The sequence below is a fragment of the Paenibacillus sp. sgz302191 genome (assembly GCF_057749925.1).
In genome coordinates this window covers 396,809-411,581 of record NZ_JBYLHY010000002.1, presented here as the reverse complement: position 1 = coordinate 411,581, position 14,773 = coordinate 396,809, and the positions used below count along the sequence as shown (strand labels likewise).

12 protein-coding genes and 1 tRNA gene are annotated in these 14,773 nt (G+C 51.7%); 11 read left to right on the top strand and 2 right to left on the bottom strand.

Features of this window, described 5'->3' with window-relative positions:
- Nucleotides 1-10: 10 nt before the first annotated feature.
- Nucleotides 11-220 (top strand): helix-turn-helix domain-containing protein, encoded by a 210-nt coding sequence (locus AC3G2T_RS04200; RefSeq protein ID WP_488434620.1) that lies wholly within the window; start codon nucleotides 11-13, stop codon nucleotides 218-220.
- 170 nt (nucleotides 221-390) lie between these two features.
- Here the strand turns inward: AC3G2T_RS04200 and AC3G2T_RS04195 are convergent.
- Nucleotides 391-464, bottom strand: a tRNA-Arg gene (locus AC3G2T_RS04195).
- A gap of 236 nt (nucleotides 465-700) precedes the next feature.
- Here AC3G2T_RS04195 and AC3G2T_RS04190 point away from each other — a divergent pair.
- The 6 genes from AC3G2T_RS04190 to AC3G2T_RS04165 all read left to right on the top strand — a co-directional run bounded on the left by AC3G2T_RS04190 (nucleotide 701) and on the right by AC3G2T_RS04165 (nucleotide 7,989).
- Nucleotides 701-1,597 carry a HEAT repeat domain-containing protein gene (locus tag AC3G2T_RS04190; protein ID WP_488434619.1) on the top strand — a complete coding sequence of 299 codons (897 nt, stop codon included), beginning with the start codon at nucleotides 701-703 and terminating at the stop codon, nucleotides 1,595-1,597.
- Between the two features lie 141 nt (nucleotides 1,598-1,738).
- Nucleotides 1,739-3,040, top strand: a complete 1,302-nt coding sequence (tig, locus tag AC3G2T_RS04185; RefSeq protein WP_488434618.1) for a trigger factor — start codon at nucleotides 1,739-1,741, stop codon at nucleotides 3,038-3,040.
- A 252-nt stretch (nucleotides 3,041-3,292) separates the two neighbouring features.
- Complete coding sequence (clpP, locus tag AC3G2T_RS04180) at nucleotides 3,293-3,883, top strand: ATP-dependent Clp endopeptidase proteolytic subunit ClpP (protein WP_474680463.1); 591 nt, start codon at nucleotides 3,293-3,295, stop codon at nucleotides 3,881-3,883.
- Between the two features lie 12 nt (nucleotides 3,884-3,895).
- Complete coding sequence (clpX, locus tag AC3G2T_RS04175; protein ID WP_474680462.1) at nucleotides 3,896-5,161, top strand: ATP-dependent protease ATP-binding subunit ClpX; 1,266 nt, start codon at nucleotides 3,896-3,898, stop codon at nucleotides 5,159-5,161.
- Between the two features lie 95 nt (nucleotides 5,162-5,256).
- Nucleotides 5,257-6,354 (top strand): flavodoxin-dependent (E)-4-hydroxy-3-methylbut-2-enyl-diphosphate synthase, encoded by a 1,098-nt coding sequence (gene ispG / locus AC3G2T_RS04170; RefSeq protein WP_474680461.1) that lies wholly within the window; start codon nucleotides 5,257-5,259, stop codon nucleotides 6,352-6,354.
- Nucleotides 6,355-7,167: 813 nt separating this feature from the next.
- Nucleotides 7,168-7,989, top strand: a complete 822-nt coding sequence (locus tag AC3G2T_RS04165) for a divergent polysaccharide deacetylase family protein (RefSeq protein ID WP_488434617.1) — start codon at nucleotides 7,168-7,170, stop codon at nucleotides 7,987-7,989.
- Here the strand turns inward: AC3G2T_RS04165 and AC3G2T_RS04160 are convergent.
- Nucleotides 7,986-8,657, bottom strand: coding sequence for an N-acetylmuramoyl-L-alanine amidase family protein (locus AC3G2T_RS04160; protein ID WP_474680460.1), 672 nt, complete (start codon nucleotides 8,655-8,657; stop codon nucleotides 7,986-7,988). The two genes, AC3G2T_RS04165 and AC3G2T_RS04160, sit on opposite strands and share 4 nt — an antisense overlap.
- A gap of 173 nt (nucleotides 8,658-8,830) precedes the next feature.
- Between AC3G2T_RS04160 and lonB the strand changes: the two genes are divergently transcribed.
- The 4 genes from lonB (at nucleotide 8,831) to AC3G2T_RS04140 (ending at nucleotide 14,525) form a co-directional block, all read left to right on the top strand.
- Nucleotides 8,831-10,549, top strand: coding sequence for an ATP-dependent protease LonB (gene lonB, locus AC3G2T_RS04155; RefSeq protein WP_474680702.1), 1,719 nt, complete (start codon nucleotides 8,831-8,833; stop codon nucleotides 10,547-10,549).
- A 167-nt stretch (nucleotides 10,550-10,716) separates the two neighbouring features.
- On the top strand, nucleotides 10,717-13,065 hold the full coding sequence (lon, locus tag AC3G2T_RS04150; RefSeq protein ID WP_474680459.1) for an endopeptidase La: 2,349 nt from the start codon (nucleotides 10,717-10,719) through the stop codon (nucleotides 13,063-13,065).
- A 19-nt stretch (nucleotides 13,066-13,084) separates the two neighbouring features.
- Nucleotides 13,085-13,705, top strand: coding sequence for a ribosome biogenesis GTP-binding protein YihA/YsxC (gene yihA / locus AC3G2T_RS04145; RefSeq protein ID WP_474680458.1), 621 nt, complete (start codon nucleotides 13,085-13,087; stop codon nucleotides 13,703-13,705).
- A gap of 232 nt (nucleotides 13,706-13,937) precedes the next feature.
- Nucleotides 13,938-14,525 carry a non-ribosomal peptide synthetase module gene (locus AC3G2T_RS04140; RefSeq protein ID WP_474680457.1) on the top strand — a complete coding sequence of 196 codons (588 nt, stop codon included), beginning with the start codon at nucleotides 13,938-13,940 and terminating at the stop codon, nucleotides 14,523-14,525.
- Nucleotides 14,526-14,773 lie beyond the last annotated feature (248 nt).

The following is a 14,773-nucleotide window of genomic DNA, read 5'->3' as shown; positions in this document are numbered from 1 at the left end:
CAGACTATAGATGAAGGTTTCAGAAATAAATAAACTCACATTGCGTGCCGCGCGGCTAATTAGCAGATTGAGCTTGGCCTCCGCCGCTAAACAGGCAGGTATTTCTCCAAGTTCGCTAAGTCGACATGAAAATGATCCATCTAAAATATATCCATCTACAGCAATAAGACTAGCCGGTATCTACGGGGTGGATGTTGATGAGATTAATTTTCTCAAATAATCGATGAATCAATGTGTGTAAAACATGTGTAAAAAACTTTTTGATTGTATCGTTATTAATCGCATTCTAATGGAAGGAAAAATAAAACAAAAAACCCGAGAGGCCGTATATTTACTGGCTTCCCGGGTTTTTTAGTGTTTCATCAAACTTGACCTAAACTATCCTAAGGACGTCCCAGGAGGGATTCGAACCCCCGACCGTACGCTTAGAAGGCGTATGCTCTATCCTGCTGAGCTACTGGGACACATACGTGAATCGCCTGCGGTTTCAATCCGTTTTTGGCGAAGCAAGAGTTATATTATCATATGGTTTTCGTTCAAGTCAACCCCCGAATGAAAAGTTTATTTTGCAATCCGCATCGCAATCAAGTACACTGACACCATCGAGGAGTCCGGCGGTCGGAGCTGCTTTTGTGCTTGCCGAGTTCGCCCGCCAGACTTCCAGATCGTTTTTGAGGTGATGAAAATAGCCGGGCAATTTTTGAATAACGTGGTCCTTTTCCCGAAAACGGAGCAGTTTTACGAGGAAGAGCTGACCCGATTTTTGCAAAGAGAGCAGTATGGCGAAGCTGTGGAGCTGCTGTCTTTTTTGCTGAGATTTCCGCGGGACGGCGACCGCAAGGCGGAACAGTGGGAAGCGCTGCTGAGCTGGCTGCAAACGATGATGCCGAATGCGGTGATTCCCGGGGCGCTTTCGCCGGAAGAAGAGCAGGAGACGACGGAGGAGGAAATGCTTCGCCAGTACGTCGAGGAGAAGGCGTCCGTCGACACCGCTTTCGTCGACAAGCTTTTGCGCATGCTGCGCAAGGGGACGCTCGAACAGCAGCTGGCTGCGCTGGAGCAGCTCGGTTTTGTGAAACATCCGGAGGCCGCCGCTGCGGTCCGGGAATGGCTGCGGGACGCGCCGCGCCATCCGATCCTGCAATTCAAGGCGCTGCAGGCTCTGAAGCACATGGGCGAGAGCGGGGCGATACACCTGTTCAAAAACGGGAAGCACGTTTTCGTTGAGATCGAGGAGACGCCGCTGTGCGCCGAGGAATTCCCGGCTCAAATACGCGACATGATCCGCAGAATCGCAGACACCAGCGAAAGGAATCAGCCGGACTTCGCTTTTTTTGCCGAACGGACCTGGCAGGAATTTCTCGCCTACGCGTACGGAACCCCCCTCTACAGCGGTCTGCTCGCGCAGGAAGAGGGCATCGTCGATATTTGGGCCTCGGCTCTGCACGCCGTGCTGCAGGAGAAATTGTTCGGTTCCGCCGACCATGAAGAGCATCGGGAAATGTACGGCATCACGGATTCCATGCACCTTTCCTGGAAGCAAGCTTACGCCGCGCTCCGCAAGTATTTGGAGTTCATGACCCCGGAGCAATCTTAGTTCTAAAGCGCGCCTTGAAATGAAAAAGTAATATGTTATAATAGAATGGTTATAATGGCAAGTAGAGGTGTTAGAGTTGTCGCTTCACTCGCCAGAACGTGAAAATATGTCATGGTACATTTTTGGAGGGGAAGGCATAAAATGAAAGCAAGTTGGGAAAAAATAGAGAAGAACGTAGGCGTTCTTGAAGTGGAAGTTGGCGCAGAGCGCGTCGCAGATGCACTTGATAAAGCATTCAAAAAAGTATCCGCGAAAGTGAACGTTCCGGGCTTCCGCAAAGGCAAAGTGCCTCGTTCCATCTTTGAAGCTAAATTTGGCGTGGAAAGCTTGTACCAAGACGCTCTGGATATCATTTTGCCAGAGGCATACGTGCAAGCGGTTGAAGAAGCGGGCATCGATCCGGTCGACCGTCCTGAAGTGGACGTTGAACAATTCGGCAAAGGCCAAGCTTTGAAGTTCAAAGCGAAAGTAACCGTTAAACCGGAAGTAACTCTGGGCGATTATAAAGGACTCGAAGTTGAAGTTTCCGACGCCAACGTTACGGACGAAGAAGTGAACGAAGAGCTGAAGCGTCTGCAGCAGCGCCATGCGGAACTTGTCGTTCTTGAAGAAGGACAAGCAGCAAACGGCGACGTTGTTGTTCTCGACTTCGAAGGATTCGTTGACGGCGAAGCGTTCCAAGGCGGCAAAGCGGAGAAATATTCCCTTGAGCTTGGATCGGGCAGCTTCATCCCGGGCTTTGAGGATCAACTGGTTGGTCTGGCCAAAGACGAAGAGAAGGAAGTTAACGTAACGTTCCCTGAGAACTACCACTCCGAAGAGCTGAAAGGCAAAGAGGCTGTGTTTAAAGTGAAAATTCACGAGATCAAACGCAAAAATCTGCCTGAGCTCGACGACGAGTTTGCCAAAGACGTAAGCGAGTTCGATACGCTTGACGAATACAAGGAAGACACGAAAAAACGTCTTCAAGAGCGTAAAGAAAACGATGCTGCGGCTGCAAAAGAAACGGCGGTTGTCGAAAAGGCGGCTGCTAACGCGGAAGTGGAAATTCCGGCGGCAATGGTTGAAGCCGAGCTTGACGTTATGGTAAAAGAGTTCGAAAGACGTCTCCGCTCGCAAGGCATGACGCTTGAGATCTACTACCAGTTCTCCGGCCAAAACGAAAGCGTGCTGAAAGATCAAATGAGAGAAGACGCCGAGAAGCGCGTCCGCAACAATCTCGTTCTGGAAGCGATCGCGGCGGCAGAAAATATGACCGTATCGGAAGAGGAAATTGACGCGGAACTGGAAAAATACGCGCAATCTTACCAAAGATCTGCTGAAGAGCTTCGCACCCTCTTTGCTTCCAACGGAAGCCTGGACGGTTTGAAGAACGACCTCGTTGTAAGAAAAACCGTAGATTTCCTGCTTGAAAATAGCAAGAATGTTTCCGCAGCAGTGTAAATAAGGTAAGTAAAGGCACGTACGTAATGTTGGCGTGCCTTTCTTTTACCCTATTTTACCTCGGATTATTGCCCGATTGCGCGCGAATTGTCCGGCGGCGCAGGCATTGCCCGAAAAAATGACTTTGCTGCGCAAACGTGTTAAACTAGTGACTAAAGCTGGAAAAAGAGGGCCTGTCGTATGCCGTTCTCTTCTCCGGTGAAAATCCCGTAAAGGGTGAAACATGGCAATTGCCGTTAAGGAGTTGGTACAATGAGTCTTATTCCTATGGTAGTGGAACAAGAGAGTCGTGGCGAAAGGTCTTACGACATTTATTCGCGTCTGCTCAAGGACCGCATCATTTTCATCGGCAGCGCGATCGATGACGATGTTGCTAATTTGGTCATTGCCCAGCTGCTCTTTTTATCCGCTCAGGATGCTGAGAAGGATATCCACCTATATATCAATTCCCCGGGAGGATCCGTAACGGCAGGGATGGGTATCTTCGATACCATGCAGTTCATCAAGCCGGACGTGTCCACCATTTGCGTGGGAATGGCGGCAAGCATGGGGTCTTTGCTGCTGACGGCAGGGGCCAAAGGCAAGCGATTCGCGCTGCCTAATGCGGAAGTCATGATTCACCAGCCGCTCGGTGGCGTCAGAGGTCAAGCGACTGATATCAAAATCCATGCGGATTGGATTATCAAAACGAAGCAAAAGCTCAACCAGATATACGTGGAGCGTACGGGACAGCCGCTTGAAAAGATCGAAAGAGACACCGATCGCGATAACTTTATGAGCGCTGAAGAAGCGAAGGCATACGGGTTAATCGACGAGGTTATCACTCGAAACGACTTGAAATAAAGGAGTGATCCCATGTTTAAATTTAACGATGAAAAAGGCCAACTCAAATGTTCCTTTTGCGGGAAATCCCAAGACCAAGTTCGCAAGCTTGTTGCCGGTCCGGGAGTCTACATTTGCGATGAATGTATAGAGCTTTGCACGGAGATTGTTGAAGAAGAGCTGGGCCATGAGGAAGAGCTGGATCTGAAAGACGTTCCCAAGCCGAAAGAAATCCGCGCCATTTTGGATCAATACGTGATCGGCCAGGAGCAGGCGAAAAAGTCGCTGGCTGTAGCCGTTTACAACCATTACAAACGGATTAATTCGCAAAACAAGCTTGAAGATGTGGAACTGCAAAAAAGTAATATCGTCCTTTTAGGGCCGACAGGAAGCGGTAAAACGCTGCTTGCTCAGACGCTTGCCAAAATTTTGAACGTTCCGTTCGCCATCGCCGACGCGACTTCTTTGACGGAAGCGGGCTACGTGGGCGAAGACGTGGAAAACATTTTGCTCAAGCTGATTCAAGCGGCCGATTACGATGTGGAGAAAGCCGAGCGCGGCATCATTTACATCGATGAAATCGATAAAGTGGCGCGCAAATCGGAAAACCCGTCGATTACAAGAGACGTATCCGGCGAAGGCGTACAGCAGGCGCTGCTCAAAATCTTGGAAGGTACGGTTGCTTCTGTTCCTCCGCAAGGCGGACGCAAACACCCGCATCAAGAATTCATCCAAATCGATACGACCAACATTCTGTTTATTTGCGGCGGCGCTTTCGACGGCCTGGAGCAAATCATCAAGCGCAGAATCGGTAAAAAAGTGATCGGCTTCAGTACGGACGGCGGCAAAGTCGATCTGAAACCGGGCGAATATTTGTCCATGGTGCTTCCCGAGGACTTGCTTAAATTCGGGTTGATTCCCGAGTTCGTAGGGCGCCTTCCGGTCATTTCCACTTTGGAGCCGCTGGACGAAGAAGCTTTGGTGCGCATTCTTTCCGAGCCGAAGAACGCTCTCGTGAAGCAATATCAAAAAATGCTCGATATGGATAATGTCGCACTGGAATTCGAGGCGGATGCGCTTGACGCTATCGCCAAAGAAGCGATCAAGCGCAACACCGGCGCGCGCGGCTTGCGGGCGATTATCGAGAGCATCATGCTCGACGTGATGTTCGAGGTGCCTTCGAGAACCGACATTTCTACCTGCAAGGTGACGAAAGAAACGGTGCAAAACAAGCTTGCGCCTGTTCTGACGACCAAAGACGGCCAGTCGGCCGGCAAAAAGAAGGAAGAAAGCGCGTAACCCACAATTTCACATTCAATCCTACAGCCTCCAATCCGGTTTCCGTCAGGAAATTGGAGCGGAGGATGTTTGGTGTCATGGGGAGAGAAACCAGGATGTTTCACAGAAAAGAGACGAGAGCTGTTCGGGTCGGGGATTTGACGATCGGCGGCAGCAATGAAGTCATTATTCAAAGTATGTGTACGACGAAAACTGCGGATGTGAAAGCGACTGTAGCCGAAATTCTCCGTTTGGAAGAAGCCGGCTGCCAGATTGTTCGTGTAACGGTCAACAACAAGGAAGCTGCGGAAGCCATCAAGGAGATCAAAAAGCAGATTCATATCCCTCTGGTGGCGGATATTCATTTCGATTACCGTCTGGCGCTTATGGCGATCGAAAACGGCATTGATAAAGTCCGGATCAATCCGGGAAATATCGGACGCCGCGAGAAAGTGGAAGCTGTCGTAAAAGCGTGCAAGGAGCGCGGCATTCCTATCCGCATCGGAGTTAACGCAGGCTCACTGGAGAATCATCTGCTGGAGAAATACGGCTATCCTACCCCTGAAGCGATGGTGGAAAGCGCGCTGTTCCATATCAATATCCTGGAAGAACTCGATTTCCACGATATTATCGTATCGCTCAAAGCTTCGGACGTGCCGATGGCGATCGCCGCTTACTCCAAAGCTGCCCAAGCCTTCAACTATCCGCTGCATCTCGGGATTACCGAGGCAGGCACGCTGTTTACCGGCTCCGTCAAGAGCGCCGCGGGTATCGGAGCGCTCTTGAACATGGGCATCGGCAACACGGTGCGCATTTCACTCAGTACGGACCCTGTGGAAGAAGTGAAGGTGGCCCGCGAACTGCTGAAGACGTTCGGCCTCATTACGAACGCCGCTACGCTGGTGTCCTGCCCGACCTGCGGCCGGTTGGACATCGACCTGTTCTCCATTGCGAATGAGGTGGAGGACTACATTTCCCGGATCAAGGTGCCGATCAAAGTGTCCGTGCTCGGCTGCGCGGTTAACGGGCCGGGAGAAGCCCGCGAAGCCGATATCGGCATTGCCGGCGCGCGCGGAGAAGGCTTGCTGTTCCGCTACGGCGAAATGATCCGCAAAGTCCCGGAAGCAGATCTGCTGAACGAGCTGAAAAAGGAAATCGATTCAATTGTCGATGCATACGAAAAAACCGGAGTCATACCGGGACGCAAACACTAACAGAAATGTGAAGAAGCCGTTTAAGGTGCAGCAAAGGGCCTGAACGGCTTTTTTGCTTTTTGCAGGCCGCGGCAGCACCTGTGAGAGCGCAGCCTGCCAAACAGCAGCCTTGCCAGCCCTTCAGCTCCCCACCTGCCAGAAGTTTTGAATAGCCTCGATCATTCTCGCCAGTTCCATCACAAGTGTCTGGAAAACCCGCCAAATAGTATTCGCTCCCACCAAATAGCATGCCGCCGCACACCGTCTTAAACTAGCTTGTCACCCTGCAAAACTGTAAAAGTGCAGGTTTTTTCTGCGGAAATGGCCAGTTTGGCGAAAAAGCCTGCGATAGTGCAGGAATATTTGGTCATGACGGGCATAACTCAAGTTTCAGGGTTAAAAAACTGCAGATTTGCAGGAATTCATCGTGCCAGGCGCATACGTGAGCAAAAAGATGCACTTTTGCAGGTTTTTTTACCATACGAAGCTGCCGACGTGTTTGCACCACGCCATCAGCGCTCATCGCACGGGGCCGGTAACGCTTTCGCACCGCGCGATCAGCTCTCACCGCGGGGCGAGAGCAGCACAACAGCGGTCAACCTCGCGCCATAGTAAGCGAGCTTTGCAACGTAAGGCCGCCTCCCGCAATGGGCGAGCGATGTTTCACATGCGCAGCAAGGGCGAAGCCCGCGGCTGAAAGCCGCGATGCATTCGCCATTTGGGCAGCGTCTTTTTTGCCGCGAATATTATCCCGCAACCGGAAGCATAATGAATGAATCTGGAAAGCATTTGCTTTCTATGCTAATTTTTGGCGAAAAATAATAAGGAGAATGAATGATGATTAAGATTCAATTACAACACATCGGCAAACTGGTGCTCCCGCTGCTTATTGGCGCGTGCCTGCTCCTGCTTCCGTACCCGTCGGCCGCTTCGGCCGATCCGGCTGCGCCGCTGCAGCTGCCTGCCGTGCCGTCCGGCAAGCGGGTTGCAATCGTCATCGACGATTTCGGCAACGGCATGGACGGCACCGAACAAATGATGAGCATGCCGATTCCGCTCACGATCGCCGTCATGCCTTTTTTGCGGACGACTAAGCAGGATGCCGAACTGGCACACGAAAAAGGCCACGAGGTCATTCTACACCTTCCTATGGAGCCTGTGTCAGGCAAGCCGAGCTGGCTCGGGCCGGGAGCGATCACAACCGATCTGTCCAACGAGGAGATCCGCAAGCGCGTAATAGCGGCGATCGACGACGTTCCTTATGCGGTCGGCATCAACAACCATATGGGCTCGAGAGCTACGTCGGACGAACGCGTCATGAAAATCGTCGTCGAGGTATGCAGGGAAAGAGGCTTGTTCCTGCTCGACAGCCGAACTTCCCACAAAAGCGTGATGACGAAGCTGGCCGCGGAAATGGGAGTTCCGTATGCGGAAAACCAGCTGTTTTTCGACGATACTTATACGTACGGCCACATCAGCAAGCAAATGGCCAGATTCAAAAAGCTCCTGCAGCAGCAAGAGCAATGTATAGCAATCGGCCATGTAGGGCCGCCCGGCAAAAAAACCGCGCAAGTCATTCAAGAAGCGATTCCCTCGATTCAGAAAGAGGCGACATTTGTTACGATCTCCCAAATCGTCAAAATGCCGACGCGTTAACGCGGATGGATCATGGCAAAATATTGCTGGACCGCGCTGCTGATCGCTTCCGCGATGCGAGCTTGATGATGGGAGTCGTTCAGCAGCTTCCGGTCGGTTTTATTCGAAATAAATCCCATCTCCACGATGACTGTCGGACATTTGGTGTAGCGGAGAACGAAATATTTTTTGCCCGGCACGGGAAGCTCATGGGTTCCGTACAGCCGGTTCAGGGAATGCTGCAGCAAATTGGCGAGCAGAATGCTTTCCGATTGATTTTGATAAATGACGAGCGGCCCGCGCCGGTCCGATTTGCCCGACCAGTTAATGTGCATGCTGAGCATCATTTTGGGACGAATGGCATTGGCGATCCCCGCGCGCTGCGCCAAGTCTTTGCGGTGCCTTCCTCCGTACGACCAATGATTGTCCTCGCTTAAGGCGTAGTCCGTATTGCGGTTTATGATAACCCGGTAGCCTTTCTTTTTTAACAGCTTATACGTTTTTTTCGAAATGGCGAGATTTAGGTCTTTTTCCTGATATTTTCCATACAAGGCCCCGCTGTCGATACCGCCGTGTCCGACATCGAGCAGCACATCGGCATTCGGCAGGAGCGGGTTATCCGCGTGAGCGTCTGCACCTCCGAGACAAAGGCTTAATAACAGCATAATGACAGCCGAACCTAGCTTCATGACGCCACATCCTTTTTACATCAATCTCTCCCCTTTATCCTTCTTCCGAATGAAGACGATCATTCATCCTGCAAAAGTTTGCATAGTTTGGATTAACCTGCTTGCGCCTCGGGAATAATGGGGGGTAGGGTGCTGGTACGATGGCCATTTTCAAATTTGGGAGGTTATGTATGATGAGTTTAAGTATTATTCTCATGGTAATTCAAGTTTTTTTCGCCGTTGTGATCGGACTGTATTTTTGGAATTTGCTGCGCAATCAGCAGACGAACCGTTCTGCTGTCGATAGAGAATCCAAGAAGGAACTGGAGAAGCTGAGAAAGCTCCGCTCCATATCGCTGACAAAGCCGTTGTCCGAGAAAACGAGACCGTCCTCCATGCAGGATATCGTCGGGCAAAAAGAGGGGCTCAAAGCTCTGAAAGCCGCGCTGTGCGGGCCGAATCCGCAGCACGTCATCATCTACGGCCCTCCGGGCGTCGGCAAAACGGCCGCGGCGCGGGTCGTTCTGGAAGAAGCCAAAAAAAATCAGGAATCCCCTTTCCGGCATGATTCCAAATTTACTGAGATTGACGCAACGACAGCGCGTTTTGACGAGCGGGGCATCGCCGATCCGCTGATCGGTTCGGTGCATGATCCGATTTATCAAGGAGCGGGAGCTATGGGCGTAGCCGGCATTCCGCAGCCCAAACCGGGCGCTGTGACGAAAGCGCACGGCGGCATCCTGTTTATCGATGAAATCGGCGAATTGCATCCGATTCAAATGAACAAATTATTAAAGGTGCTGGAAGACCGCAAAGTATTTCTCGAAAGCGCCTATTACAGTTCGGAAGATACGAATATTCCCAACTATATCCACGATATTTTCCAAAATGGGCTGCCTGCCGATTTCCGCCTGGTCGGGGCTACGACACGCACGCCTAGCGAAATTCCGCCGGCCATACGCTCGCGGTGTCTGGAAATTTATTTCCGCCCGCTGCTTCCCGAAGAAATCGGTGAAATTGCCGAAAAAGCGCTGCAAAAGATCGGTTTTCAAGAAAGTCCGGCAGCGGTTAATGTCGTGAAGAAATACGCCACGAACGGCAGGGAAGCCGTCAACGTCATTCAACTGGCCGCGGGTATTGCGCTGACCGAGAAGAGAAGCGGAATTGCAGCCGCCGACATCGAGTGGGTGGTGAACAGCTCGCAAATCCCGCCCCGGCCGGAAAAGAAAGTACCGCAGCAGCCGCAAATCGGTTTCGTCAACGGGCTTGCCGTGTACGGCCCGAATCAGGGAACGCTGCTGGAAATTGAAGTGATTGCGATCCCGACCGCGTCCGCCGGTGCCGGGAAATTCAATATTACGGGCGTTGTCGACGAAGAAGAAATGGGCGGAGGCTCCCGCACCATTCGCCGAAAAAGCATGGCCCGCGGCTCCGTCGAGAACGTGCTGACCGTGCTCCGCAAGCTCGGGATGAACACGGCCGATTACGATCTGCATATCAATTTTCCGGGCGGCGTTCCGATCGACGGCCCTTCGGCCGGCGTTTCAATGGCGACGGCGATTGCGTCGGCCATACATAAAGTTCCGGTCGACAACAAGCTCGCGATGACGGGCGAAATGAGCATCCACGGCAAAGTGAAGCCTGTAGGAGGTGTCGTAGCCAAAGTGGAGGCGGCTTTTCAGGCCGGAGCGACAAAAGTGATCATTCCTAAGGAAAACTGGCAGGAAATGTTCGCCGATCTCCCGGGCGTTGAAGTGACGGCGGTGGAATCGATCGAAGAAGTGCTGAAAATCGCTCTCGGCATCGAGCTGCAGGATAACGTCATCCCGATGCCGCTATCTCCGGAACGCTCGATCTCTGCTTCCTCCCTGCCGATTCTGCATGCCAAATCGCCAAATACGATCGATTCCTAGGAGTCTGGCGGGTGAATCGCGTACCCCTCTATGCACAAAAGTAACTCCGCCCGCCAGACTCCTAGAAGACTTGACGCAAAATGTCAGGTTGCCGATTGGTGTTTTGCTTGCAGTTTTGATAAAATGTAAAAGCGATAAAGGGATACAATTTCTAGGAGGTGCAGAGGATGGGACCCGGTAAAAACAAAGTGCGCAGACTGCCGCTATTGCCTTTAAGGGGATTGTTAGTCTATCCGAGTATGGTGCTACATCTGGACGTGGGACGGGAGAAATCGGTGAAAGCCCTGGAGCGGGCAATGGTCGATGACAGCATGATTCTCCTCTGCTCCCAGTCTGAGATCAACATAGAAGAACCCTCCAAGGAGGATATTTACCGCGTAGGCACGATCGCCAGAGTCCGGCAAATGCTGAAGCTGCCCAACGGGACGATCCGCGTTCTGGTCGAAGGCGTGCTGCGCGCCGAAATCAGCGAGTACCTCGCAAATGACGAGTACTACGAAGTCACGGTCAGAGAGCTGCCGGAGCAGGAAGTCACCGACCCTGAGATCGACGCTTTGATGCGGACGGTGCTTAACCAGTTCGAGCATTACATCAACCTTTCGAAAAAGGTGACGCCCGAAACGCTTGCGGCGGTTTCCGATATTGACGAGCCCGGCCGGCTGGCCGATGTCATATGCAGCCACTTGTCCCTGAAAATAAAAGACAAGCAGGACATTTTGGAAACGGTCGATGTGCGCGAGCGGCTGGAGAAAATGTTGAACATTTTGAATAACGAGCGGGAAGTGCTCGAACTCGAACGCAAAATCAGCCAGCGCGTCAAGAAGCAGATGGAGAAGACGCAGAAGGAATATTACCTTCGCGAGCAGATGAAAGCGATCCAGAAAGAGCTTGGCGACAAGGAAGGCCGGGCCGGCGAGGCCGATGAGCTGCGCAACCAGCTCAGCGAAGCCGAGCTGCCGGAGAAGGTTAGAGAGAAGGTTGAGAAGGAAATCGAACGGCTGGAAAAAATGCCGTCCACTTCCGCGGAAGGCGGAGTGATCCGCAACTATATCGATTGGCTGCTCAGCCTGCCTTGGTCGAAAAGAACCGAGGACGACCTTGATATCGCCAAAGCCGAAGCGATCCTGGATGAGGATCATTACGGGCTGGAGAAGCCCAAAGAACGGGTGCTCGAATATTTGGCCGTACAGAAGCTGGTCCAAAAGCTGAAGGGCCCCATTCTTTGCCTGGTCGGTCCTCCGGGGGTAGGGAAAACCTCCATCGCGCGTTCCATAGCCAGATCGATGAACCGCCAGTTCATCCGAATTTCGCTCGGCGGCGTCCGCGATGAAGCGGAAATCCGCGGCCATCGCCGCACTTATGTCGGCGCCATGCCGGGGCGCATCATCCAAGGGATGAAAAATGCCGGCTCGAACAATCCGGTATTTTTGCTGGACGAAATTGATAAAATGGCGATGGACTTCCGCGGCGACCCGGCTTCGGCGCTGCTCGAAGTACTCGATCCCGAGCAGAACAGCACTTTTAGCGATCATTTCATTGAAGTACCGTTCGATCTGTCCAGCGTCATGTTTGTGACTACCGCCAACGCCGTGCACAATATTCCCCGGCCGCTTCTGGATAGGATGGAAGTGCTTTACATCCCGGGCTACACGGAAATCGAGAAGCTGCAAATTGCAAAGCGGTATTTGCTGCCCAAGCAGAAGAAGGATCATGGCTTGCAGGAGGAGCAGCTGGCCGTCGATGAAACGGCTCTGATGAAAATGGTCCGCGAATATACGCGCGAATCGGGCGTGCGGAACCTCGAGCAGCAGGTTGCGAGCATGTGCCGCAAAGCGGCCAAACAGATCGTTTCCAACTCGTCCGAGACGGTTCACGTAACCGATGACAACTTGAAAGATTTTCTCGGCCCTGCCAAATTCCGCTACAACATGGCGGAGGAGAAGGACCAGATTGGCGCCGTGACAGGCCTTGCCTGGACGGAAGTAGGCGGCGATACGCTCGTCATCGAAGTGACGGTGATGCCGGGAACGGGCAAGCTGACGCTGACAGGCAAGCTCGGCGATGTGATGAAGGAGTCCGCTCAGGCCGCCTTCAGCTATACGCGCAGCCGCGCGGAGCATTTCGGCATTGCGCCGGATTTTCACGAGAAGAACGATATACACATTCATATCCCGGAAGGCGCAATTCCGAAGGACGGACCGTCCGCGGGAATTACGATGGGAACGGCGCTTATCTCGGCGCTGACGAACATTCCGGTGTCCCGCCAAGTGGCGATGACCGGCGAAATTACGCTGCGCGGCAGAGTGCTGCCGATCGGCGGATTGAAGGAAAAGGCGCTTGCCGCGCACCGCGCAGGCATTCGTACGATCGTTTTGCCGCAGGATAACGAGAAGGATATCGTAGAGATTCCCGAGAGCGTCCGCAGCGAAATCACCTTTTTCCCGGTAAGCCATATGGATCAGGTGCTGGAGCATGCGCTGGTAGGCGGCAAGCCGGCCGCACCGGTCGGATCATAACGGAAAGTAGTGAACAAACATGAAGGTCAATCAAGCTGAGTTCGTAATCAGCGCGGTCGGACCTGGCCAATACCCACAGGATGCCTTGCCGGAGATTGCTCTGGCAGGGCGTTCTAATGTCGGGAAATCGTCGCTCATCAACCGGATGATCGGACGTAAAAATTTGGCCAGAACCAGCTCGCAGCCGGGCAAAACCCAAACATTGAATTATTACCGGATCAATCAGGACTTATATTTTGTCGATCTTCCCGGATACGGTTATGCGAAAGTATCGAAAACCGAGCGGGAGCGGTGGGGTAAATTTATCGAAAGCTATTTATTGGGCAGAGAGCAGCTAAAGCTGGTCATGCAGCTCATCGATTTGCGGCATCCGCCGACGAAGGACGATCAGGCCATGTATGAATGGCTGAGGCATCATGAGGTGCCTGTTTTCGTTGTCGCGACCAAAGCCGATAAAATTTCGAAAAGCCAGTGGCAGAAACACGCCAAGATCGTCAGAGAGACGTTAGGCATGGGCAAGGGCGAGCAGCCGCTGCTGTTTTCCTCCGAGCTTGGCCTGGGTAAAGACGAACTGTGGTCCGTTCTGGAACGGCATATCGGGTATGAAGGCTTATCCGAGCAAGCGGAGGAACGTTCCTGATTTTACGAAAAAAATTGATTTTTTATTGTAAATTAAGGAGAGAACTCGGAAAAAGCCGCAGGGATAGCGAGTTTTATTAGTGATAACCCGATGGCATTCCGGCTTTATTTCGATTTTTTCAGATTTTTGGCTAAATTCCATGAAAAGAACGCAGGAATATTAATCCCTCATGTAGTATAATATTAAACAAGGCAACACCAATGGCTTGAAAACAAAGAATCGAGGGATTTTTATGGCACAAAGGTTAGCGACTGAATATGTCAAAACCTGCCTCCAGTTAACAGAAGCCGAGATGTTCAAGTTTTTTCAAATGTTCGTGGATCATCAAGTGACTTTGCAAGTCAAAGTTCTGGAAAACGGCAACCAGGAGGTTGTGTTCCAGGATGGAGCGGGTCAGGAGATCGTCCTGTCGTTTGAGCGGAAATCGGGCCTATATGAATGTACGGGATCCTGTAGATTGAGCAATACTTTGCTGGCTAATTTAATGCGCAAAGCGGTGTCCGAGTTCAAGGGAAGCGCGATTGTGAACCGGATTTATACCGGCTACACGATGGTTTATTATTATGAGCGCGGCACGGTCGTCAAAATTGTTGAACAAAAGGACCAATTGGCTACGGTTATTTACGAATTTAAAGATACGCTCGGCCGGTTGGAGCAGTTGTTCCACAAAAAAGAAGTAGAGCGGGAAATCGAGAACATCTACCACGAAATCAATCATTTCCTGGATCTGCGCAATACGGTGCAGGAGCAGGAAATCCGCAAGCAAATCGACGAACGCCTCGAGCAGCTGACACATCGTTTGTTTACGTTAGAGGCTTAATAAATTTCCATACATGAATAAACAAGCGTATAAAGGCCCTTTACAAAAGGGTCTTTTTTGTTGCTGCAGCCGGCAAATGCCGCATCAAAACGCATAAAATAATTTGTCAAAAAAAAACTATTGCATTTCTGGACGATAGATGGTATTTTTATTTTCGTTGACAAACAATATAGGAACCAGGATTCACTCAGGACATTGAATGTTGCGAGAGATTATTCCCTCGGGAAGTGAATGACGTAGGTCCTAGC

Excerpts from the sequence above, each read along its gene's own strand:
- AC3G2T_RS04200 (WP_488434620.1), top strand. The coding sequence starts at position 11 with ATGAAGGTTTCAGAAATAAATAAACTCACATTGCGTGCCGCGCGGCTA.
- tig (WP_488434618.1), top strand. The coding sequence starts at position 1,739 with ATGAAAGCAAGTTGGGAAAAAATAGAGAAGAACGTAGGCGTTCTTGAA.
- clpP (WP_474680463.1), top strand. The coding sequence starts at position 3,293 with ATGAGTCTTATTCCTATGGTAGTGGAACAAGAGAGTCGTGGCGAAAGG.
- clpX (WP_474680462.1), top strand. The coding sequence starts at position 3,896 with ATGTTTAAATTTAACGATGAAAAAGGCCAACTCAAATGTTCCTTTTGC.
- ispG (WP_474680461.1), top strand. The coding sequence starts at position 5,257 with ATGTTTCACAGAAAAGAGACGAGAGCTGTTCGGGTCGGGGATTTGACG.
- AC3G2T_RS04165 (WP_488434617.1), top strand. The coding sequence starts at position 7,168 with ATGATGATTAAGATTCAATTACAACACATCGGCAAACTGGTGCTCCCG.
- AC3G2T_RS04160 (WP_474680460.1), bottom strand. The coding sequence starts at position 8,657 with ATGAAGCTAGGTTCGGCTGTCATTATGCTGTTATTAAGCCTTTGTCTC.
- lonB (WP_474680702.1), top strand. The coding sequence starts at position 8,831 with ATGAGTTTAAGTATTATTCTCATGGTAATTCAAGTTTTTTTCGCCGTT.
- lon (WP_474680459.1), top strand. The coding sequence starts at position 10,717 with ATGGGACCCGGTAAAAACAAAGTGCGCAGACTGCCGCTATTGCCTTTA.
- yihA (WP_474680458.1), top strand. The coding sequence starts at position 13,085 with ATGAAGGTCAATCAAGCTGAGTTCGTAATCAGCGCGGTCGGACCTGGC.
- AC3G2T_RS04140 (WP_474680457.1), top strand. The coding sequence starts at position 13,938 with ATGGCACAAAGGTTAGCGACTGAATATGTCAAAACCTGCCTCCAGTTA.